Origin of the sequence: Sinomonas sp. P10A9, from assembly GCF_041022165.1 — a bacterium.
In the GTDB taxonomy this organism is placed as follows: Bacteria; Actinomycetota; Actinomycetes; order Actinomycetales; family Micrococcaceae; genus Sinomonas; species Sinomonas puerhi.
Window position 1 is genome coordinate 584,626 of the sequence record NZ_CP163302.1, and the last position, 18,852, is coordinate 603,477.

Below are 18,852 nucleotides of genomic sequence, written 5' to 3' on the forward strand. Positions count from 1 at the left end.
GCATCTGCGGCGCAGCGACTGATTGGGGAGTCACCGACGATGCCACGCGCCCTTGCCGCCACCATTTCTCGTCTGCGAGCCAGACTGTCCGCCGGCCTGACGGTCGCGGTCGCCGTCGCCGTCTTCGGCGCGGGTCCGGTCCTTGCGAGCGATGTCTTCCCGTTCGGCCCCATCACGGCGGACCCGGGGGCGGTCGTGCCGTTCTACCGCACCGCGGTCGGCTCCGTCGCGGCAGGGCACGTCTCTGCGGTCCTCGTGGCGCAGGCGAACCTCCACCGGCCCGAGGCCGGCAAGCTCTATGCGCCCCTCACGAGCCTTGTTCCGAGCTCTCCGTTCGGCTACCGGATCAATCCGCTCACGGGGCAGGTGGGCGAATTCCATTGGGGCCAGGACTTCGCCGCCGGGTGCGGCACCCCGGTCTACGCGGCCGACGCCGGCGTGGTTCGTGCCGCCGGCTGGCACCCCTGGGGCGGCGGGAACCGGGTCGAGATCGATCACGGCAACGGTCTTGTCACGACCTACAACCACATGCTCGGTGCAGCCGTGAAGGTGGGTGAGTCGGTCGAGGTCGGCCAGGTTGTCGGGCTCGTCGGGTCCACAGGCTCCTCGACCGGATGCCACCTCCACTTCGAGACGATCAAGGACGGCAAGTACATCGATCCGATGACCTTCACGTTCATCGCGCTCACGCAGGGGACCCCGCTCGGCACCGTCCAGATCACCGACTACTCGCCGAAGGATGGCAAGTCCACCAACGAGCGCCAGAACTGGGCCATCCCGGCCCTCGCCCAGGAGCCCGCCCCCGGTGAGACGGTGGTTCACGCCCCTGCCGCCCCGACGCCTCCGCCGCTCGTTGACCCGACGCCGGCCGGCCCGCCCGCCGCGCCTCCGGCGACCTCCCAGGTCCCGGCCGGAGGGACGACATCCACGAGCTCGCCCAGCCCGACGTCGTCGTCCTCCCCGAGCCCGGCCTCGTCCCCCAGCCCCACGCCAACGGCGTCGCCGACGCAGACGGCGACGGCGACTCCCACCCCAACGACGACCGCTACGGCCACCCCGACGCCGACCGCTACGGCCACCCCGACGCCTACTCCGACTGCGACGTCGTCTTCGACCCAGACGACGACTGCCCCGGCGGCCGCACAGACCACGACGGCCAGCCCGACGTCGTCGTCCACTGCGACGTCGTCCCCGACCGCAACCCCCAAGCCGACCTCCTGATCGGAGCCCCTTAGACTGGCCCGATGAGCCTGCATGAAACTGTCGTGACCCTCAACGACGGAACCGCCACGACGTTCGGCGATCTAGCTGCGGGGCGCGCCGCCCTCGTGGTGAACGTCGCCTCGAAGTGCGGATTCACGCGACAGTACGACGGCCTCGAGGCGCTGTACGAGGAGTTCGAGCACCGCGGGCTCTTGGTCCTCGGCGTCCCGTGCAACCAGTTCGCCGGCCAGGAGCCCGGGACCGATGCGGAGATCGAGGAGTTCTGCCGGCTGAACTTCGGCGTCACGTTCCCGCTCACGGCCAAGGCCGACGTCCTCGGCACGAAGCAGCACCCGCTCTACGCCGCCCTGACGCAGTTCCCGGCCGACGATGATCTGGGCCACAAGGTCAAGTGGAACTTCGAGAAGTTCCTCGTCAACCCGGACGGTGAGGTCGTCGGGCGGTTCCGCTCGGCTGTCGAGCCCGAGGCGGAGGAGCTCCGCACCGCGATCGAGTCGGTCCTCCCCGCGCGCGTTCCAGCCCCCTGACGCCGAGGTCACCCCGTGTGGGCGCGAGGTCGCCCGGTGTGGGTGCGAGGTCACCCCGTGGGACGCCATCCCCGCCGTCTAGGGTCGAGCGGACGCAGTCGGTGTCAGGCGGCCCAGGCCCGCAGCACCGCGTCGAGCGTGGACCGGTACAGACCGCCCCAGTCGGCGTCGGTCGGGCCGACGGAGGCGAGTTCGAGGCTCACGAGCCCATGGACCTGCCCCCAGATGCCCAGCACGATGATGTCGAGCGGCTCATCCCGCAGGACCCCTGATTCCTGGCCCGCTGCAACGGCTTCCCGCAGCGGCGCCATCGAATCCCCGGCGGCCTCCGGATCCGGCGAGCAGTCGGCGTAGGCCGCGAGCGCCCCGCCGAACATGAGCCGGTAGAGCGCTGGGTGCGCGAGCGCCCACTCGCGGTACGCGACCCCGAGAGCCAGCAGGCCGCCGTCGGCCGCAGCCCGCTGTGAGGTGCCGAAGGAGGCGAATGCGCCGTCCAGCACAGCTGCGAGCAGTTCTGCCTTGCCGCCGAAGAGTGAGTACACGGCCGTCGTGGAGGTCCCCGCGTCGGCGGCAATCTGCCGCAGCGACAAGCGGGCGGGGCCGTACCGGTCGACGCCGCCCGCGGTCACCTCGAGCAGCCTCTCCCGCAGCGCCGCATCGTGGAGCGTGGGTCTTGCCATGGCCCAAGTATATTCGTAACGTTGTTTTGTAACAGTGTTACGAATCAAGGAGTGAGCCATGGCACAGAAGGTCTTCCCCGGCCGATACACGGCGGCGCCCGGCAGGCCCGTCACGGTGTTCCTCATCGGAATGCGGGCCAACCGATGGTGGAAGCTCGGCACGGTGATGCGCGTCGCCTCGGCGATGCCAGGCATGCTGCGGCACCTCGGCGAGAACCCTGAGGCTGGAATGCTCGGCTGCGAGGGGTGGTTCGGGCGGACCACGGTTCTCGTGAGCTACTGGGAGAGCCCCGAGCACCTTCAGCGCTTCGCTTCCGACCGCGACGCGCCACATCTCGCGCCGTGGCGGGACTTCATGCGGACGGTCGCGGGAAGTGGCGACGTCGGGGTCTACCACGAGACCTACGAGGTGGCCCCCGGGGGCATCGAGGCCGTCTACAACGGGATGCCCCTGTTCGGGCTCGCCCGTGCCACCGGCCACGTGCCCGTCACTGCCGGCCTCAACACTGCCCGGCAACGGCTCCGCTCTTCCGGGGCGGCCTGACGCACGACGGCGAGGGGCGGCGCCGTCGTGCGTCGCACCACCCGATCTCGGCGTCACACGGCACGACTTCGGCGTCAGAGGACCCGACCTCGGCGCCCCACGGGGTGATCTCGCGGTGGGGTCAGGCGGTGCCGAGCGCGTCCCACCAGCGGGCGAGGAACGCAAGCCCGGCGTCGTCGTGGATGACTTCAGGGCCGAGGCCGAGGTACGCGGCGGTGTGGATCTCGTAGGGCTTCTCGGGGACGCCGTCGGCAGGACGGACGTCCACATGAACCACGGTGTGGTCGTTGTGGTGCAGCCAATCGGCCATGGCGTAGTCGGTGCGGGAGTCGCCCATCGTGAACCACGCGGCCGGGACGATTCCGTCGCGGCGCAGCCGCTCGCAGGCGCGCGCCGCGCCGAGGTCCTTGCCGAGCCTCACGGACTCGATGTCGGTGGAGATGATGGTCGGATCGACGCGGTAGTCCACCTCGTCGTCGCTCCCGGGGGCGTGGTGGTCCAATCGAGCCGCGGTGAGCCCGTGTTGGCCCATGAGCGTCAGGGCGTCGGCGTCGAAGCGCTCCTGCTCGGCCCGGTAGTCCTCATTGGAGACATCGACGCGCTGCTCGACCGAGACCATGGCCCGCTTGGTCTCGTCGAAGAACATGTGCTCTGCGTACTTCGCGGACACGAGCCCGCGGACGTCGTCGGCGAACTCGGACGGCACGGCGAGGTCCCGGTCCACGTGCACCGTGCCCGCGCCGCCAGCCGTGAACGAGAACCACGTGGCGCCCTTCTCGCAGACCGCGTGCACCATGAGTCCGTCCGGCATCCCGGCCTCGATCATCGGCTCCATGACCTGGCCGCGGATGAAGGCATCCGAGCGCCCGGTGTTGAAGATGATCGGGATCTGGGCCGCGCCCAGCTCGTTGAGGAGCGCGATGATCTCGGGCTTCACGGTGCGCGTCACGGGGCTCGCGATGGGTCCGTCGACGTCGAGGAGCAGGGCAAAGGGCGGGGCGGTGTCCATGGGGCCATTCTTCCACCGGGTTCGGCAGCCCCGGGCCCGAATAACCGTTTGGCCACAATGCTCCGTGCCTGCCCATCCACGCTCACGCGCGGCAGGATCGCGAGCCTAGTCTTGAAACGTGATCTTCAAAGCGGTGGGCGACGGTCGTCCCTATCCAGAACATGGCTACACGACGCCGAAGGACTGGGCCGCGCTCCCTCCGCGTCCGGTCCGCCTGGATGAGCTCGTGACCACCAAGCGCACCCTCGATCTCGAGGCGCTCCTCGCCGAGGACTCGACGTTCTTCGGCGACCTTTTCCCCCACGTGGTCCAGTACAAGGGCGTGCTGTACCTCGAGGACGGGCTCCACCGGGCCGTCCGCACCGCGCTCCACCAGCGCACCGCCATCCACGCCCGCGTCCTCGACCTCGACGCGTGAGACTTCGATGGCCCGCAAGCCCCAGGATCTGACCAGCTACCACGGCCACCACGTGGTCAGCGGGGCCGAGCTGCAGACCCAGTTCGACGACGAAGCCCGCGAGGCCGCGGCGGCCTCACGCAGGTGGCGGAGGATCCGGCACGGGGTTGCCATCAGCCTCCTTGTGGTGCTCCTCCTCGGCGGCGGCGTTGCCGCATGGGCGGTCCTGACCGGCCGCCTCAGCGTGCCGCAGCCGGCCGGAAAGGCCACGGAGGCAGTCACCTGCCCCTCAGGCTCCTACGACTATCTCCCGCCCGAGAAGGTCACTGTCACGGTGTTCAACGCAGGCGGACGGGAAGGCCTCGCCGCGCAGATCGGCGACGAGCTCAAGGCGCGGAAGTTCGCGGTGAAGGACGTCGGCAACGAGCGCCTCACGATGGGCGCGGCGGCGGTGTTGCGCAGCGGGTTCGGCGGCGAGGCGGCCGCGTTCACGCTCCAGCGCAACGTGCCGGGGAGCGTCTACCTCCGCGACGGCCGCTCCGATGCCAGCGTTGACTTGGTCCTCGGTCCGAACTTCAAGGCCCTCGCGGATCCGGGGGTGGTCGACCAGACCCCCGGCCCGCTCGTGTGCACGCTTCCGGAGGCTACGGCGCCGGCGACGAGCGCAGGCGGCTGAGCCCTTCCGCGCACGGCGCGGGCCCCTAGCGGCGGATGGGACGGCCTTCCTCATCGAAGCGTGCGCCGACTCCGAGTTGGATGAAGCGGACGGTGGCGTCCGTGCGGCGGGCCGACTCGTCGTCGTCCGCCTTCTCTCCCGCGCGGTCGGCGCTTGCCGTGAGCGAGCCGTGGACCAGGGCGACGAGTTCGTCCACCTGAGCATCGGGAAGGTACCCCTGCGCCATCGCATCGCGGAGGATCCGGGTGAGGAGGGCGTTGAGCTCGCCGACGTGATCGCCGAGCTTCGCGAAGGACGACGCCGACAGTACGGCGCGCATCGCTGGCCCCGGGGGAAGGTGGCGCCGCGAAAGATCCTCGACCTGCGCCCTGATGTACACCGCGAGGCGGTCGATCGGATTCTCGAGCTCGGCGAGCTTCGCCTTGAGGTCCGCGAGGAACCTGCCCGTCTCGTCGAGGGCGTAGCCGATGAGCAGCTCTTCCATGTCCGCGTAGTAGTTGTAGACGGCGGTGCGCCCGACGCCGGCCTGTCGGGCGACGTCCGTCATCGTCAGGCCGGGGAGGCCACGCGTGAAGAGAAGCTCGCCGAAGGCGTCGAGGATCCGGCGCTGGGTGAGCGCTCGCTGTGCGGCGTTCGACTCGGCCTGGATGCGGGGCATGCTTCCATTTTAGGTCGATGTGTCACTAAACCGCGGGAGTAACCCAAATTGACACCCTTCGTGACTTCCGACACACTGAGCGGACGTGGCCCCGCGGCCGCGGCACAGAGGAATTCGCTGTGACAACTGAAGACGCCATCGATCTGCGGCGGGAGAATCCTGCTCGTCCGTCCCAGCAGGTGCCGTAGGAGCAACTCCTCCCCAGGAATCTCTCAGGCGCCCGTACCGCCGCAGCAAGGCAACTCTGGAAAGCAGCCCGGCATCGCTGGGCTCACCGACGGTGCAAGCGACCTGCTACAGCGGGGAGCGGAAACTCTCAGGTCCATGACAGAGCGGGGAGGAACGCCATCCACGTCGGGCCCAGCCCGGCCAGACCCTGGAGTCCTCCATGACTGTTCAGTCCCTCCCTCGAGCGCTTGCTGGCTCCGCGCCCCACGCGCAACTCCCCCTCCGCATCGAGATCGTCCCCACCGAGGGAATCCTCCCGAAGGTCGCCACGACCGTCCCCCAGGGCTCGACCATCGCTGTCACCTGCTTGCCGCACCACGGGATCGAGCGGACGGCTGAGGCTTCCGCGCGCCTCGCCGCGCTCGGCTACCGCGTGGTCCCGCACCTCGCCGCGCGGAGCATCGGGCAACGGTCCCAGCTCGCCCGCGCGCTCCGGGGCTTCGAGGCCGCCGGGATCACCGAGGTGTTCGCCGTCGGCGGCGATGCGGCCCAGGCAGCCGGCCCCTATGCCAACTCGCTCGAGCTGATGGAGGACATTGCCGAGCTCGCTGGAGGCCAGTTCGCCATCGGCGTTGCGGGATACCCCGAGGGCCACCCGGACCACAGCGGCATCGACCTCCTCGATGCACTTCTGGCCAAGCAGCACCTTGCGGCGAACATCGTCACCCAGATGTGCTTCTCGGCGTCCGCGATCAGTGCCTACGTGGCACTCCTGCGCAGCGAAGGCATCCACCTGCCGGTCTGGGCGGGTGTGCCTGGGCGCGTGCCGCGCGCGCGGCTCCTCGAACTCGCCGCCAGGATCGGCGTCGGCCCGTCCCTGAAGTTCATCAGCCGCAAGGGCCCGCTGGCCAGAAGGCTCCTGACCGGAGGCTCGTACTCGTCCGAACAGCTGATCGGCGAGCTTTCCGCGGCCCGTGCAGGCCTCGCCGGCGTCCACCTCTTCACCTTCAACAACCTCGACCTCCCCCAGTTCGACCTGGCCGAGCGGGGGCTGTGATGGCGACGATCGCGACGCGGGCAGGCCTGGCCGCATACACGCCTCCCGGCGTCCCGCGGCGCATGGACTCGAGGCAGCTCCGCCGCGGCGTGGCCGTGCACGTCACGGCGGACGGGCAATACCTCGGCGAAGGCACCGTGGACGGTCTCAGCCGCGACGGATCGACGCTGTGGGTCCAGTTCGCCGGCATCGAGGGCCGGCGGATGTTCCTGAGCACGGACGATGTGCGGATCGGGCTCGGGCGCGGCAGACCCGGCACTCTCGCCGGCTGAGGATCGGCTTCGGCGGCATCAGGGGCTCACGTCGGCGCCGTCCACGGGATAGGCGATGAAGGCGAAGCGGCCCGAGTCGGGCGCCCAACTGTTCACGTTCAGGGTGCCCTGCCCGCCGAACAGCCTGTAGCTCTGGAGCGGCGCCGCCCAGTCGCCGGTGGAGACCACCTGCACGACGACGTCGAGGTCGGCGGGGTGTCCAAGCGTGCCGGCAGGGAAGGAGACATAGGCGGCGTGGCGGCCATCCGCCGAAAGGTGCGGGAACCAGTCGACGGAATCGCTGGCCACGAGCCGTTCGAGCTGACAGCCGCGAGGGTCGATGCGCGCAAGCTGGGCATGTCCGGGCTCTGAGGTGAAGCCCTCGGTGTTGAAGTAGATCCAGGCGCCATCCGGCGACCACTCGGGACCGTCGGCATGGCCGGAACCGGTGGCGAGCACCCGGGATGGGCCGCGTCGGGAAGGCCCGACGGCGAGACGCCCGGGCGCCGAGAAATCCGAGAGCTCCACCCAGGCCAGCTCACTCTCGTCCGGGCGCACTCCGTGGAGGAAATGCCGCCTTCCGTCTTCTTCGTCGGTGACGCGCTCGACCGTGCCGCCGGACAGCGCGCCCCGGTAGATGTGCCCGTCCATCGCGGACAGGTAGATCGAGGCGCCGTCAGGGGACAGGACGTGGTCGTTGTTGATCTCCGGGAGATCCTCGAAGGGGACTTCCCGGAGCACTGGCACGTCAACATCAAGGGACCAGAGAACGCCGTGGCCATTGACGTACAGCGTGCGCCCGTCGTGCGCCCAGTTCGGCGCCTCGAGGAGGATCTCGTCGGTGTGGAAGATCAGCTGGGGCTCTGCCATCCCGGGGCCGCCGATCCAAATCTGCGACCGCTGGCCCGCACGCAGTTCGCGATACATGCGCAAGGAACGGATCAGCCTTGGTTGCTGAAGGCGGCGTCGAAGGAGGCGGTGGCGGGGGCGAAGTCGAACTTCTTCAGGGCGGCGAGGGCTTGGGGGGCGCCGACGAGGCGGTCCATGCCGGCGTCCTCCCATTCGACGGAGATGGGCCCGTCGTAGCCGATCGCGGTCAGGGCGCGGAAGCAGTCCTCCCAGGGGACGTCGCCGCGGCCGGCGGAGACGAAGTCCCAGCCGCGGTGCGGGTCGCCCCAGGGCAGGTGGGAGGAGAGGATGCCGGCGCGGCCGTTGCCCATGCGCATGCGGGTGTCCTTGCAGTCCACGTGGTAGATGCGCTCGGCGAAGTCGGTGATGAAGGCGACCGGGTCCAGTCCCTGCCACATCATGTGGGAGGGGTCCCAGTTCAGGCCGAAGGCCTCGCGGTGGCCGATGGCCTCGAGCGCGCGCTGGGTGGACCAGTAGTCGTAGGCGATCTCGGAGGGGTGGACCTCGTGGGCGAAGCGGACCCCGCACTCGTCGAAGACGTCCAGGATGGGGTTCCAGCGGTCGGCGAAGTCCTGGTAGCCGGCGTCGATGACGGTGGCGGGGACGGGCGGGAACATGGCCACGTACTGCCAGATGCCCGATCCGGTGAACCCGACGACGGTCTTGACCCCGAGGGCCCTGGCCAGGCGGGCGGTGTCCTTGAGCTCCTCTGCGGCGCGGGTGCGGACGCCCTCGGGGTCGCCGTCGCCCCAGACGGCGGAGCCGACGATCGCCTGGTGGCGGAAGTCGATCGGGTCGTCGCAGACCGCCTGGCCCTTGAGGTGGTTGGAGATCGCGTACAGCTTCAGGCCGTGGCGTTCGAGGATGCCGAGGCGTTCGGCGATGTAGGCGGGCTCGTCCCAGCGGGCGGCGTCGAGGTGCTCGCCGGAGACGGCGATCTCGAGGCCGTCGTAGCCCCAGCCGGCCGCGAGCTCGGCGACCTCCTCGAGCTTGAGGTCGGCCCACTGGCCGGTGAACAGGGTGAACGGGCGGGGCATCGGGGATCCTCCTTGTGGATCGCAATGGTTGGGTTGCCGTGAGTGAAAGGGCTGAGGACCCACGGCAACCCGACAACTGCGGGTGGGGTCTGTTTCAGAGCTGGATGGCGGTGGACTTGGCGGCGGCGGACTCTTCGATCGCGGCGAGCACCCGCTGGACCTGCAGGCCTTCCTCGAACGAGGGCGCGGGCTGCTCGCCGTCCCTGATTCCTACAAGGAAGTCGCGGACCTGGTGGGTGAAGGTGTGCTCCCAGCCGATCATGTGGCCCTGCGGCCACCAGGCGTCCATCGAGGGGTGGCCGGGCTCGGTGACGACGATCCTGCGGAAGCCCTGCTCTTCGGCGGGTGCGGTCGCGTCGAGGAACTCGAGCTCGCCGAGCCGCTCGAGGTCGAACGCGAGGGCGCCGGCGGACCCGTACACCTCGATCCGGAGGGAGTTCTTCCTCCCGGTCGCGACGCGGGAGACCTCGATCGAGGCGACCGCCCCGGTGGCGAGGGAGAGCGTGGCCCAGGCCGCGTCGTCGACCGTCACGTCCTCGAGCCCGTCCGGGCCGGGGCGCCGGCCCACGAACGTGTGCAGGCGTCCGGAGACCTCGGTGACGGTGGTGCCGGTGAGGTACTGCACCTGGTCGATCGCGTGGGAGGCGATGTCCCCGAGCGCCCCGGATCCGGCAGTCTCCTTGCGCAGGCGCCAGGTCATGGGCGCGGAATCGTCGGCGAGCCAGTCCTGGAGGTACGACGCGCGGATCTCCCGGACGGTGCCGAGCCTGCCGTCCGCGATGAGCTGCCTCGCGTACGCGAGGGCCGGGACACGCCGGTAGTTGAAGCCCACCATGGACTGGATCCCGCGGTCCCGGGCCGCCCGAGCGGCTTCGACCATGTGCTCCGACTCGGCCAGGGTGTTGGCCAGCGGCTTCTCGACCAGGACGTGCTTGCCGGCCTCGAGCGCGGCGATCGCGATCTCGGCGTGCAGCCAGCCCGGGGCGCAGATGTCCACGATGTGGATGTCGTCGCGGGCGATCACCTCGCGCCAGTCCGTGGCAGACTCCGCCCACCCGTACCGGGTCGCGGCCTCCGCGACCTCCTGGGCGTGCCGGCCCACGAGCACCTTCTGCTCCACGGCAGGCACGTCGAAGAACGCCGCCACGTTCCGCCACGCGTTCGAGTGAGCCTTGCCCATGAACGCGTAGCCGATCGCGGCCACGCCGAGGGGCGAGCCCGGCTTCGGTCCGGTGTGCGGCGGCTCGGCAGTCATGCTCTGACCCCGTCGAGGGTCGCCTCGGTGGGTGCCCAGTCCTCGGGGAGAGGGGTGGACGACGGCGCGGTGCTGGCCACGTCGACAAACGCGCCGGAGTCGATGGACTCGGAGATTGAGACCATCGTGTCCAGCACGTGGTAGGCCAGCTGCCCGGTGGCGCGGTGCGGCTCGCCCGAGCGGATGGCGCGGGCCATGTCGAGGACGCCCATGCCGCGGCCGTTCGCCGGGCCTGCGGTGGGGATCGAGGTCCAGTCCGTCTCGCCAATCCGGCAGATCTGCAGCTCGCCGTCGAAGTAGTTCGGGTCCGGCAGGGAGAGCGTTGCCTCCGTGCCGGTGATCTCGATGAAGCCCATGCGTGCGCGGGGGGACTCGAAGCTGAAGATGCTGTGCGAGGACGCGCCGGACTCGAACTGGGCCAGGGCGCTCACGTGCGTGGGTACCTCGACCTCGAACTCCTCGCCGGCCTTGGGACCCGAGCCGATCACGCGCGTGGTCTTGGCCTTGGAACCCAGGGCGGCGACGCGGCGGACGCTTCCGAAGGTCTGCACGAGGGCGGTGAGGTAGTACGGGCCCATGTCGAACAGGGGGCCCGCGCCGTGCTGGAACAGGAAGGCGGGATTCGGGTGCCAGGACTCCGGCCCGGGCGTCTGGAAGACGGTCTGGGCGGTGAGGGGGATGCCGATGTCACCGCGCTCGATCACGCGCCGGGCCGTCTGCAGGCCCGCACCGAGGAAGGTGTCCGGTGCGCACCCGAGGCGGATGCCGGCGTCGTCCGCCTCCTTGAGCAGCCCGAGGCCGCTCTCGCGGTCCAGGGAGAACGGCTTCTCGCTCCACACGTGCTTGCCGGCGCGCACGGCCGCGGTCGCGACCTCGACGTGGGCGGCGGGGATCGTGAGGTTGACGATGATCTCGACGTCCGGGTGGTTGAGCGCGAGCTCGGGGGTCCCGAACTCCGCGATCCCATACTCCTCGGCGCGTGCCTTGGCGGCCTCGGGGAAGAGGTCCGCGATCACGTGCACCTTCACGTCCGGGAAGACAGTGAGGTTGTCCAGGTACTGCTTGCTGATGACTCCGGCGCCGATGACGGCGACGCCCACAGGTCCGCGGCTCATCGCACGGCCTCCGCGCTGCCTGCCTCGACAGATGCCTGGGCGTCAGCGGAGGGGGCGCCGGCCTCGAGGTAGGCCAGGGAGGCGGCCACGCCGTCGAAGATGTCGCCCGCGTAGTCGTCGAACTCGACGACGCCGACCTCGAGGCTCTTCGCGGCCGCCAGCACGCGCCAGATGCCGATCTCGCCCTGGCCCGCGGGCAGCTGGGCCTGCTTGTCCTGGTTGACGGGCCCATCCTTGATGTGGATGGCGACCACCCGGTCCCCGAGGCGGGTCAGGAGCGCTGCCGGGTCCTCGCCGCCCACCGCAGCCCAGTAGGTGTCGACTTCGAGGACAACCTCAGGGTCGAGGAGGCTGGCGAAGAACTCGAGGGCCGTTGTCCCCTCGATCCTCGAGGAGAGCTCCCAGTCGTGGTTGTGGTAGCCCACGCGGATGCCGTGCTCGGCGCCCTTCTTCGCGGCGGCGTTGAGGCGGGCTGCGGTATCGCGGATCGTGTCTGCGTCCTGCCAGTGCTCGGCGGGGAGGTACGGATCGATCACGGTGCCGATGCCGAGCTTCGTCGCTGCAGCGAAGATCCCGTCCTGGTCGGCGGACAGGAGCGGCGCATGGGCCGTGGGGGCCGTGATGCCGTGCTCCGCGAACGCTGCGGCGAGATCGTCCGCGCGGGCCGCGAAGTTGTAGGGCTCCACTTGGGTGTAGCCGATCTTGGCGAGCCGTGCGATGGTGCCCGGCAGGTCGGCGTCGATGGCGTCGCGGACGGAGTAGAGCTGGACGGAGTACGTCATGGGGACAGTGTCCTCTCGGGAGGGATGTACGGGGAGGTCTCGGGGGAAGGTTTCAGCGGCCAGCGAGGGATCCGCCGATTCCGCCGACGCTGAAGTACTTGTTGAGGGCCGCGAACACGATGATCGGCGGGAGCATCATGACCACGGCGAGGGCCATGACCGAGCCCCAGTCGGTCGCGTTCTGCTGGAAGAAGGACTGCACGCCCATGGGGAGGGTGAAGATCTCGTTCGAGCGCAGGAACACGATCGCCACGAGGTAGTCATTCCAGGCAAGCAGGAACGCGAAGATCGCGGTGGAGAGCACGCCGGGGAGGCTGTTCCGCAGGACGACCTTGGTGAAGGAGCCGAACACCGAGCACCCGTCGATCCACGAGGCCTCCTCGAGGCTGACCGGGATGGAGTCGAAGTACGCGGCCATCATCCAGGTGGCCACCGTCATGGTCGAGGCGACGTAGATGATCGTGAGGCCGAGGAGGTTGTCCACGAGGCCCATGTTCGCGAACAGCAGGAACAGCGGCACGACCGAGGTGATGATGGGCAGCGACTGCATGACGAACAGCAGCAGCGAGTAGCCCGAGACGGCCTTGCTGCGCCCGCGGGAGAGCACGTACCCGGCAGGAGCGGCCACGGCGACCGAGACGATGACTGTAGAGAGGGTCGTGATGAGGCTGTTCTTGAGCCATGTCGAGGCGAGCGTCTTGGCGAAGACGTTGCTGAAGTTCTCGAACGTGAGCCCGGTCGAGGTGCTCGTGGTGGCAGGGGTGAACGCGAGGACGACCACCACGAAGATCGGCACGAGGACCACGACGGTGATGGCCAGGATGAGCGCGAGGCGCCACCAGCGGCCGCGCACATCGGCCTCGGAGACCGTGCGACGAGCCTTGCCCGCCCCGGTGGGGCCCCCGGCCGCGCTGAGCTCGGGTCCGGCGGCGGGGTGGGTGTGCAGTGCGGCGCTCATTCGACACTCGACTTTCGGATCTGGCGGTACAGGACGGCGGAGATGACCACGAGCGTGATCGTCATGAGGAAGGCGATGGCGACGCCGGGGCCGGTCTGGAAGTCCTGGAAGACCCTGCGGTAGGCCAGCACCACGAGTGATGTCGTCGCGTCGACCGGCCCTCCGCCGGTGAGCAGGTAGATCGTCGGGAAGTCGTTGACGCAGAAGATCGTCATGAGGATCCAGCTGATGTACGTGGACCGGGCGATGAGCGGCAGCGTGATGCCGGTGAACTGCTGCCACCGGCTGGCGCCGTCCATGCTCGCAGCCTCGTAGACCGTCCCGTCCACGGAGGAGAGAGCGGACGAGGTCATCATCATCATGAAGGGGAAGCTGACCCAGACCTTGAACGCGCACACCATGACGGCCGCGAGCGTCGGGTTGGCCAGGAACAGTGGCGTGCCGAGGCCCAGAGCGCGGGACATGGCCGGGATGGGGCTGTCCGGGGTCGCAACGAGCCAGTTCCAGGCTGTCGAGGACACCACGATCGGCACGACCCACGGCAGGAGCAGGAGGACCTTGAAGAACCCTCCGGCCGGGATGCGCGTGCGCAGCAGGAGCGCAAGGCCCATGCCGACGAGCCACGAGCCGAACACGCCGACGATGGTGAACACGAGGGTGAACTGCGCGGCCTTCCAGAAGGCCGGGGCACCCAGGACGTTCGCGAAGTTGTCCAGGCCCACGAAGTTGCCGGTGTCGATGAGCGAACCGTCGTGGGTGGCCTGGACTCCCGCGTACACGAGGGGATAGCCATGGATGAGGATGAGCAGGAACACGGACGGGAGGAGGAGCCAGAAGAACGTCCGCGTGGCCTGGGAGGCGAGCCTGCTCCTTCGGTTGAGGCCGCCGTCCGCGCCGGGCTTCCCGCCGCCGCCGGGGGCGAGGCCCCGACGGGCGCGGGCGAGGCCCCTGGATGGTGTGGTGGTAGTCATGTCCCGCACCCGTTTCAGGACTTGAGGACGGACTGCAGGCCGGTCTGGAACGCCTGGAGGGCGGTCTTGGCGTCCGACTTCCCCGTCAGGATGGTCTGGGTGAACTGGTTGAGCGCCTGGCCACCGTCGAGCGCGGCGAGGTTCGCGTTCATCTTCGTGCCCCGCGAGGCGAAGGTCTTCGCGATCGGCTGCCAGTCCTTGACGATCTTGACGTTGTTGGGGTTGCTCGTGAACTCGGGGGTCTCGGTGATCGACTTGAACACGGGCAGCGCCGCCATGAGCTTCTTCTGCCAGAGCTGCTTGAGCTGGCCCATGTAGTAGACGAGGAACGCCTCGGAGGACGCTTGGGACGGGGTGTTCTTGTACATCATGATGTTGTTCGGGAACACGATCGTGGCCTTGTCGCCGTGCGGGCCCGCAATGGGGTTGGCGACGAGCATGTCGCCCGAGGTGTCGCCGACCCGCTGGTCTGCGCTGGCCTGGAAGATGCCGAAGCCGATCTTCTTGTCCTTCCACTGCGCGGACATGTTGTCCGTCGTGTATCCGACGGCCGCCGGGTCGATGATGCCGTTCGAGACCAGCTCGAGCAGGAATTCGACGGCCTCGACGTTCCGGTCGTTCATGACGTCGAGCTGGCCGTCCGGGGTCCAGACGCCACCGCCGTTGTTGACCATCATCATGATCATCGTGTGGTTGCCGAAGTTGTTGCCCGAGCCGGACCCGGTCCCGAAGCCGACCGCGCCGACCTTCTTGAGGGCCTTGCCGACCTCGAGGAGGGAGGTCCAATCCGTGGGGAGCGCGACGCCGGCCTGGTCCATGAGCGACTTGCGGTACCAGAGCACACGCATGTCGAGCTGCCACGGGACGGCCACGTAGCCCTTGTCCGACTTGAAGGGATCGAGCACACCGGGCAGGAAGTCGTCGTACTGGCCGTTCTTCTTGAGGGCCTCGATGACGTTGTCGGCGTAGGCGATCTGTCCCTGCTGCTCGAACTGGAACGCCTGGAAGCCGCCACCCGTGGACACCGCGGGGCCGGTCTTGGACGCGATTGCCGAGGAGAAGGTCTGGTAGAAGTTGTTCCACTGGATGATCTGGTAGCTTGCCTTGGCGTTGCCCGAGGCCGGGGCGTAAGCCTCGGTGATCCCCTTCGCCGCGTCGTTATAGGCCGTCGTTGCCCACGGCATGTCCCAGAACTTGATGTCGCCGGTGCTGCCGCCCGAGGCGGAGCCGCCGCCGCACGCGGCCAGGGCCGGCACGGCCGCCGCCGCTGCGGCGAGGCCGAGGAAGCCCCTGCGGGAGAAGGTCGTTTTGGATGCGCTCATGGTGGGTCCTTCGTCGTTGAGGAGTGCTGCGGTGGATGGGTGGGGCGGGTGACTGATGTCAGACGGTGGCGACGCTGGCCGCGGGGGGCGGCGCCAGCGAGGCCGTGTGGTGGAGCTCGGCGGCGTCGGCGGAGATGGAGTCTCCGCCAGCGATCGCAATGGCCCGCCGCCAGCTGGCGCGGCGGGAGGTCTCCCAGAGGGTGGGCAGAAGCAGTTCGCCGTCCGGCCCGACGACGCGGGCCTCGGCCGGGGCGGCCGTTGCTGCGGACGGAACGACGACGGTGATTCCGCCATCGGTGGTCAGGAGGCGCACGCGCAGCGACGCGGGCACTGCGCCGCTGACAACGATCCCGAGGGACAACGGGGCGCCGTTGTCCAGCCGGCCGGCGAGGTGCCGGCCGGAGGGACCCGAGAACACCGTGGCCAGAGGCCCGAACTCGCCGACAATACGGCGGGCGGCCGTGAGGGAGTCGAGCAGGGCCCCTTCGAGGCGCGCCGAATCCGGGACGGTCAGCGTGCAGTCGACCAGGACTGCCCGGTCGCGCCAGGCAGCAGCCGCTTCGGCCGCGGCGAGGGTGCCGGGGTTGGCTGCGAACTCCCACGCGATCACGACGCGGCCCGCAGTCACGGCGTCGAGGTGGGTATCGCCGTCGTGCGCTGCGGGGGAGCCGACGACGACGGCGAGCGCCCTGGCGCCGAGCGCCTTCTGGGCGCGTACCGCCCAGCCGGACGAGCCGTCCACGGCGGCGATCTGCGGTGCACCGTCCGAGGGCGCGAGGGAGAGCGGGAGCGACGCGGCGATCTCGGGGAGCCCGGGGATCCCGGCGGCCGAGGAGGCGCTGACGGCGAAGGCGGTCCGGGCGGTCATGCCGCGGCCTCGAGCACGCGTGCGTGGGATCCCTCGACGATCGCGAGGGCGAAGCGCAGATCGTCGATGAGGCCCTGCGGATCCGGCGCGGAGGCTACGCCTGAGACGATGTCCGCGATGCGGCGCCATTCGCCTTCGTAGCCGTTGTGCCCGAAGGGGCCGCCCACGGTGGTGCGTCCGCCCCGGGTGTGCTCGGCGACGGCTGAACCCGCCTGGACGTAGGACGGCGTGAACGTCACCTTGAGCGCCGCGTCCCGGCCGATCGCCTCGAACGTCCAGTCCGGCTTCCACGTCGAGTTCATTGCAGCGACCAGCTCGACCGTGCGTCCGCCGGCCCGCACCACGAAGACGTACCCGAACGGCTTCACGATGTCGGCGCGCAGCACCTCGAGGTCGGTGAAGTCGGGGACGAAGCGTCGCACGAGCGGGAGATCGTGGATCGCGAGGCCCAGGATGCCGCCTTCGAGCATCGCGGCGACGACCGCGGGGTCGCTGAGGTCGCGTTCTGGCATCTCCGGCCGCGCGATGACCTCGGTTGCGAAGTCCTCGAAGCGCGCATTGGGGGGCAGGACGATCGATGACCGCAGCGTGTGGGCCGTCTCGGGGAGATCTCCCCACAGCTCTTCGGCGGCCAGCCAGCCCGGGTCGAACGTATGCATCGCGCCGACGATGATCGGCACGCCGGTCTCCGCGGAGACGGCCGCGATCTCGGCCGCTTCCTCGCCTGAGACCGCGAAGGGCTTCTCGCAGAGGACGGCCTTCTTGCCGGCCCGGCACGCGGCGATGACCTGCGCGGCGTGGAACTGGTGCGGGCTGCAGATGGCCACGACGTCGACGTCGGGGTCGCCGAGGAGTTCGTCCATCGAGGCGGAGTGACGGGCGCCGACCCGTGCGGCGACCGTCGAGGCGACGGCTGCGTCGACGTCCATGACGTGCGTGACGCGGAAGAGGTCCGTCAGCCGCGCGAGGCTTGGGAGGTGGATGGCCTGGGTGACCGGTCCGGCGCCCAGGAAGCCGACCCCGATTGTCGCTGGATGGTCGGGGACCGCTGGGGTGTCTGGCATCGTGGCTTCTCCTGAGCTGTCGATGTCAGCGGCTCAATGTGAGCTGCTTCACTCGGAGCCTAGAACCACTTATGTCGAGCGTCAAGCAAAAGATTGCTGAACGCCGTCACTCTTTGTGGTTAGTGACATGCAGAAGCGTGGCGTGCTATCACTGTGGCATGACGTCGCCACTCTCGCCCCCGCTGCCGGCCACCGAGGCCGGGGGGAGTCTTGCGCGTGCCGGCGACCTCTTCCAGCTCCTCCGCGACGGCAGGCCCTGGACCCGCGCGGAACTCGCCATGACCACGGGCCTCGCCCGCTCGACCGTGGCCGGCAAGGTCGACCTGCTCCTCAACTCGGGGCTCGTCGTCTTCGTCGGCGAGGCGCTCTCGAGCGGCGGAAGGCCGCCGTCGCGCTTCGCCTTCCACCCGCAGGCCCGTACCGTCCTGGCGGTCGACGTCGGCGCGAGTCACGTGCGCGTTGCCCTCACCGACCTCAACGGGGACGTGATTGCCGAGCGCCGGGCACCGCTTCCGGTGGCGGACGGGCCTGAAGCGGTCTTGGGCTACGTGGTCGAGTCCGGCAAGAAGCTCCTCGCCGAGAGCGGCCGCCCCGAGAGCCGACTCGCCGGCGTCGGGATCGGGCTGCCCGGACCCGTTGAGCACGCGACCGGACGTCCAGTGAAGCCGCCGATCATGCCGGGCTGGGACGGGTTCGACGTCGTCGGGTTCGTCCAGCGCTCGCTGCCCGTTCCCGTCCTCGTCGACAACGACGTGAACATCATGGCGCTCGGTGAACGAGCCGCATACTGGCCGGACGTGGACGACCTGCTCTTCATCAAGGTCGCCACGGGCATCGGCTCGGGGATCATCTCAAGCGGCCAGCTCCAGCGCGGTGCGGACGGCACCGCGGGCGACCTCGGGCACGTGCGCGTCGCCCGGGGCGCCGACATCGTGTGCCGGTGCGGAAACGTGGGCTGCCTCGAAGCGCTCGCTTCCGGCGGCGCCGTCGCCCGGGCCCTCGCAGCCCAGGGCATCGATGCGAACACCGGCGCGGACGTCGTCGAGCTCGCGGCCCACGGCAACATCACCGCGATCCATTCGCTCCGGCAGGCGGGGCGTGACATCGGCGAGGTGCTCGCGACGTGCGTGAACCTGCTCAACCCGAGCGTGATCGTCATCGGCGGGTCGATGGCTGCGGCGGGGGAGCACGTCATGGCCGGCGTGCGCGAGGTCGTGTACCACCGGTCGCCTCCGCTCGCGACGACCAACCTGCGCATCGTCCTTTCCCGGGCCGGAGAGCGGGCCGCCGTCATGGGTGCGAGCCGGCTCGTCTCCCAGCACGTCCTCTCGCCTGCAGGCGTCGAGGCGGCACTTGCGACCATGGCGAGCGCGGGCTGAG

General features: G+C 69.5%; 21 protein-coding genes and 2 riboswitches. Of the genes, 8 read left to right on the forward strand and 13 right to left on the reverse strand.

Features of this window, described 5'->3' with window-relative positions; translation table 11 throughout:
* The first annotated feature begins 39 nt into the window (after window positions 1-39).
* A complete protein-coding gene (locus AB5L97_RS02650) occupies window positions 40-1,221 on the forward strand; it encodes a M23 family metallopeptidase (RefSeq protein WP_369046344.1) in 1,182 nt (393 codons plus the stop codon).
* A gap of 23 nt (window positions 1,222-1,244) precedes the next feature.
* Window positions 1,245-1,751, forward strand: coding sequence for a glutathione peroxidase (locus AB5L97_RS02655; protein WP_307956875.1), 507 nt, complete (start codon window positions 1,245-1,247; stop codon window positions 1,749-1,751).
* A gap of 104 nt (window positions 1,752-1,855) precedes the next feature.
* Here the strand turns inward: AB5L97_RS02655 and AB5L97_RS02660 are convergent, their stop codons facing one another.
* Entirely contained in the window at window positions 1,856-2,431 is a 576-nt protein-coding gene (locus AB5L97_RS02660) for a TetR/AcrR family transcriptional regulator (protein WP_369046345.1), read from the reverse strand.
* Between the two features lie 58 nt (window positions 2,432-2,489).
* Here AB5L97_RS02660 and AB5L97_RS02665 point away from each other — a divergent pair, with 58 nt between their 5' ends.
* Window positions 2,490-2,975: a DUF4188 domain-containing protein gene (locus tag AB5L97_RS02665; protein WP_369046346.1), complete on the forward strand. Its 486-nt coding sequence runs from the start codon at window positions 2,490-2,492 to the stop codon at window positions 2,973-2,975.
* 121 nt (window positions 2,976-3,096) lie between these two features.
* On the opposite strand, the gene AB5L97_RS02670 is transcribed toward AB5L97_RS02665, so the two are convergent.
* The gene (locus AB5L97_RS02670) at window positions 3,097-3,984 is read right to left on the reverse strand and encodes a hypothetical protein (RefSeq protein ID WP_369046347.1); all 888 of its coding nucleotides are present in this window, start codon (window positions 3,982-3,984) and stop codon (window positions 3,097-3,099) included.
* Between the two features lie 118 nt (window positions 3,985-4,102).
* Between AB5L97_RS02670 and AB5L97_RS02675 the strand changes: the two genes are divergently transcribed.
* Both AB5L97_RS02675 and AB5L97_RS02680 read left to right on the forward strand, forming a co-directional pair.
* Complete coding sequence (locus tag AB5L97_RS02675; RefSeq protein ID WP_307956871.1) at window positions 4,103-4,402, forward strand: type II toxin-antitoxin system VapB family antitoxin; 300 nt, start codon at window positions 4,103-4,105, stop codon at window positions 4,400-4,402.
* Between the two features lie 7 nt (window positions 4,403-4,409).
* The gene (locus AB5L97_RS02680; RefSeq protein ID WP_369046348.1) at window positions 4,410-5,057 is read left to right on the forward strand and encodes a LytR C-terminal domain-containing protein; all 648 of its coding nucleotides are present in this window, start codon (window positions 4,410-4,412) and stop codon (window positions 5,055-5,057) included.
* Between the two features lie 25 nt (window positions 5,058-5,082).
* On the opposite strand, the gene AB5L97_RS02685 is transcribed toward AB5L97_RS02680, so the two are convergent.
* Window positions 5,083-5,715 (reverse strand): TetR/AcrR family transcriptional regulator, encoded by a 633-nt coding sequence (locus AB5L97_RS02685; RefSeq protein WP_369046349.1) that lies wholly within the window; start codon window positions 5,713-5,715, stop codon window positions 5,083-5,085.
* A gap of 139 nt (window positions 5,716-5,854) precedes the next feature.
* Window positions 5,855-5,953: riboswitch (glycine riboswitch) on the forward strand.
* 1 nt (window position 5,954) lies between these two features.
* Window positions 5,955-6,056: riboswitch (glycine riboswitch) on the forward strand.
* A 47-nt stretch (window positions 6,057-6,103) separates the two neighbouring features.
* Between AB5L97_RS02685 and AB5L97_RS02690 the strand changes: the two genes are divergently transcribed.
* A complete protein-coding gene (locus AB5L97_RS02690; protein ID WP_369046350.1) occupies window positions 6,104-6,940 on the forward strand; it encodes a methylenetetrahydrofolate reductase in 837 nt (278 codons plus the stop codon).
* A complete protein-coding gene (locus tag AB5L97_RS02695; RefSeq protein WP_369046351.1) occupies window positions 6,940-7,212 on the forward strand; it encodes a hypothetical protein in 273 nt (90 codons plus the stop codon). The genes AB5L97_RS02690 and AB5L97_RS02695 overlap by 1 nt, the downstream gene beginning before the upstream one ends.
* Before the next feature lie 18 nt (window positions 7,213-7,230).
* Here the strand turns inward: AB5L97_RS02695 and AB5L97_RS02700 are convergent, their stop codons facing one another.
* The 10 genes from AB5L97_RS02700 to AB5L97_RS02745 all read right to left on the reverse strand — a co-directional run bounded on the left by AB5L97_RS02700 (window position 7,231) and on the right by AB5L97_RS02745 (window position 17,472).
* The gene (locus AB5L97_RS02700) at window positions 7,231-8,061 is read right to left on the reverse strand and encodes a TolB family protein (protein ID WP_369046352.1); all 831 of its coding nucleotides are present in this window, start codon (window positions 8,059-8,061) and stop codon (window positions 7,231-7,233) included.
* A gap of 71 nt (window positions 8,062-8,132) precedes the next feature.
* A complete protein-coding gene (locus tag AB5L97_RS02705) occupies window positions 8,133-9,137 on the reverse strand; it encodes a sugar phosphate isomerase/epimerase family protein (RefSeq protein WP_369046353.1) in 1,005 nt (334 codons plus the stop codon).
* A gap of 94 nt (window positions 9,138-9,231) precedes the next feature.
* On the reverse strand, window positions 9,232-10,392 hold the full coding sequence (locus AB5L97_RS02710) for a Gfo/Idh/MocA family protein (protein WP_369046354.1): 1,161 nt from the start codon (window positions 10,390-10,392) through the stop codon (window positions 9,232-9,234).
* A complete protein-coding gene (locus AB5L97_RS02715) occupies window positions 10,389-11,507 on the reverse strand; it encodes a Gfo/Idh/MocA family protein (protein ID WP_369046355.1) in 1,119 nt (372 codons plus the stop codon). The genes AB5L97_RS02710 and AB5L97_RS02715 overlap by 4 nt, the downstream gene beginning before the upstream one ends.
* Window positions 11,504-12,289, reverse strand: a complete 786-nt coding sequence (locus tag AB5L97_RS02720; RefSeq protein ID WP_369046356.1) for a sugar phosphate isomerase/epimerase family protein — start codon at window positions 12,287-12,289, stop codon at window positions 11,504-11,506. Before AB5L97_RS02720 ends, AB5L97_RS02715 begins: the two co-directional genes overlap by 4 nt.
* Window positions 12,290-12,341: 52 nt before the next feature.
* A complete protein-coding gene (locus tag AB5L97_RS02725) occupies window positions 12,342-13,247 on the reverse strand; it encodes a carbohydrate ABC transporter permease (protein WP_369046357.1) in 906 nt (301 codons plus the stop codon).
* A complete protein-coding gene (locus AB5L97_RS02730) occupies window positions 13,244-14,218 on the reverse strand; it encodes a carbohydrate ABC transporter permease (RefSeq protein WP_369046358.1) in 975 nt (324 codons plus the stop codon). Before AB5L97_RS02730 ends, AB5L97_RS02725 begins: the two co-directional genes overlap by 4 nt.
* Before the next feature lie 14 nt (window positions 14,219-14,232).
* Window positions 14,233-15,540 carry an ABC transporter substrate-binding protein gene (locus AB5L97_RS02735; RefSeq protein WP_307956859.1) on the reverse strand — a complete coding sequence of 436 codons (1,308 nt, stop codon included), beginning with the start codon at window positions 15,538-15,540 and terminating at the stop codon, window positions 14,233-14,235.
* Between the two features lie 58 nt (window positions 15,541-15,598).
* On the reverse strand, window positions 15,599-16,408 hold the full coding sequence (locus AB5L97_RS02740; RefSeq protein ID WP_369046359.1) for a hypothetical protein: 810 nt from the start codon (window positions 16,406-16,408) through the stop codon (window positions 15,599-15,601).
* Window positions 16,405-17,472, reverse strand: a complete 1,068-nt coding sequence (locus AB5L97_RS02745) for a Gfo/Idh/MocA family protein (protein WP_369046360.1) — start codon at window positions 17,470-17,472, stop codon at window positions 16,405-16,407. Before AB5L97_RS02745 ends, AB5L97_RS02740 begins: the two co-directional genes overlap by 4 nt.
* 158 nt (window positions 17,473-17,630) lie before the next feature.
* Here AB5L97_RS02745 and AB5L97_RS02750 point away from each other — a divergent pair, with 158 nt between their 5' ends.
* Entirely contained in the window at window positions 17,631-18,851 is a 1,221-nt protein-coding gene (locus AB5L97_RS02750; protein ID WP_307956856.1) for an ROK family transcriptional regulator, read from the forward strand.
* The last annotated feature ends 1 nt before the right edge of the window (window position 18,852 follow it).

Bases quoted from the DNA above. Each gene is read 5' to 3' on its own strand.
- AB5L97_RS02705 (WP_369046353.1), bottom strand. From the start codon at position 9,137: ATGCCCCGCCCGTTCACCCTGTTCACCGGCCAGTGGGCCGACCTCAAG.
- AB5L97_RS02700 (WP_369046352.1), bottom strand. From the start codon at position 8,061: ATGGCAGAGCCCCAGCTGATCTTCCACACCGACGAGATCCTCCTCGAG.
- AB5L97_RS02745 (WP_369046360.1), bottom strand. From the start codon at position 17,472: ATGCCAGACACCCCAGCGGTCCCCGACCATCCAGCGACAATCGGGGTC.
- AB5L97_RS02670 (WP_369046347.1), bottom strand. From the start codon at position 3,984: ATGGACACCGCCCCGCCCTTTGCCCTGCTCCTCGACGTCGACGGACCC.
- AB5L97_RS02720 (WP_369046356.1), bottom strand. From the start codon at position 12,289: ATGACGTACTCCGTCCAGCTCTACTCCGTCCGCGACGCCATCGACGCC.
- AB5L97_RS02740 (WP_369046359.1), bottom strand. From the start codon at position 16,408: ATGACCGCCCGGACCGCCTTCGCCGTCAGCGCCTCCTCGGCCGCCGGG.
- AB5L97_RS02695 (WP_369046351.1), top strand. From the start codon at position 6,940: ATGGCGACGATCGCGACGCGGGCAGGCCTGGCCGCATACACGCCTCCC.
- AB5L97_RS02685 (WP_369046349.1), bottom strand. From the start codon at position 5,715: ATGCCCCGCATCCAGGCCGAGTCGAACGCCGCACAGCGAGCGCTCACC.
- AB5L97_RS02750 (WP_307956856.1), top strand. From the start codon at position 17,631: ATGACGTCGCCACTCTCGCCCCCGCTGCCGGCCACCGAGGCCGGGGGG.
- AB5L97_RS02665 (WP_369046346.1), top strand. From the start codon at position 2,490: ATGGCACAGAAGGTCTTCCCCGGCCGATACACGGCGGCGCCCGGCAGG.
- AB5L97_RS02690 (WP_369046350.1), top strand. From the start codon at position 6,104: ATGACTGTTCAGTCCCTCCCTCGAGCGCTTGCTGGCTCCGCGCCCCAC.
- AB5L97_RS02735 (WP_307956859.1), bottom strand. From the start codon at position 15,540: ATGAGCGCATCCAAAACGACCTTCTCCCGCAGGGGCTTCCTCGGCCTC.
- AB5L97_RS02655 (WP_307956875.1), top strand. From the start codon at position 1,245: ATGAGCCTGCATGAAACTGTCGTGACCCTCAACGACGGAACCGCCACG.
- AB5L97_RS02725 (WP_369046357.1), bottom strand. From the start codon at position 13,247: ATGAGCGCCGCACTGCACACCCACCCCGCCGCCGGACCCGAGCTCAGC.
- AB5L97_RS02650 (WP_369046344.1), top strand. From the start codon at position 40: ATGCCACGCGCCCTTGCCGCCACCATTTCTCGTCTGCGAGCCAGACTG.
- AB5L97_RS02660 (WP_369046345.1), bottom strand. From the start codon at position 2,431: ATGGCAAGACCCACGCTCCACGATGCGGCGCTGCGGGAGAGGCTGCTC.
- AB5L97_RS02715 (WP_369046355.1), bottom strand. From the start codon at position 11,507: ATGAGCCGCGGACCTGTGGGCGTCGCCGTCATCGGCGCCGGAGTCATC.
- AB5L97_RS02710 (WP_369046354.1), bottom strand. From the start codon at position 10,392: ATGACTGCCGAGCCGCCGCACACCGGACCGAAGCCGGGCTCGCCCCTC.
- AB5L97_RS02730 (WP_369046358.1), bottom strand. From the start codon at position 14,218: ATGACTACCACCACACCATCCAGGGGCCTCGCCCGCGCCCGTCGGGGC.
- AB5L97_RS02680 (WP_369046348.1), top strand. From the start codon at position 4,410: ATGGCCCGCAAGCCCCAGGATCTGACCAGCTACCACGGCCACCACGTG.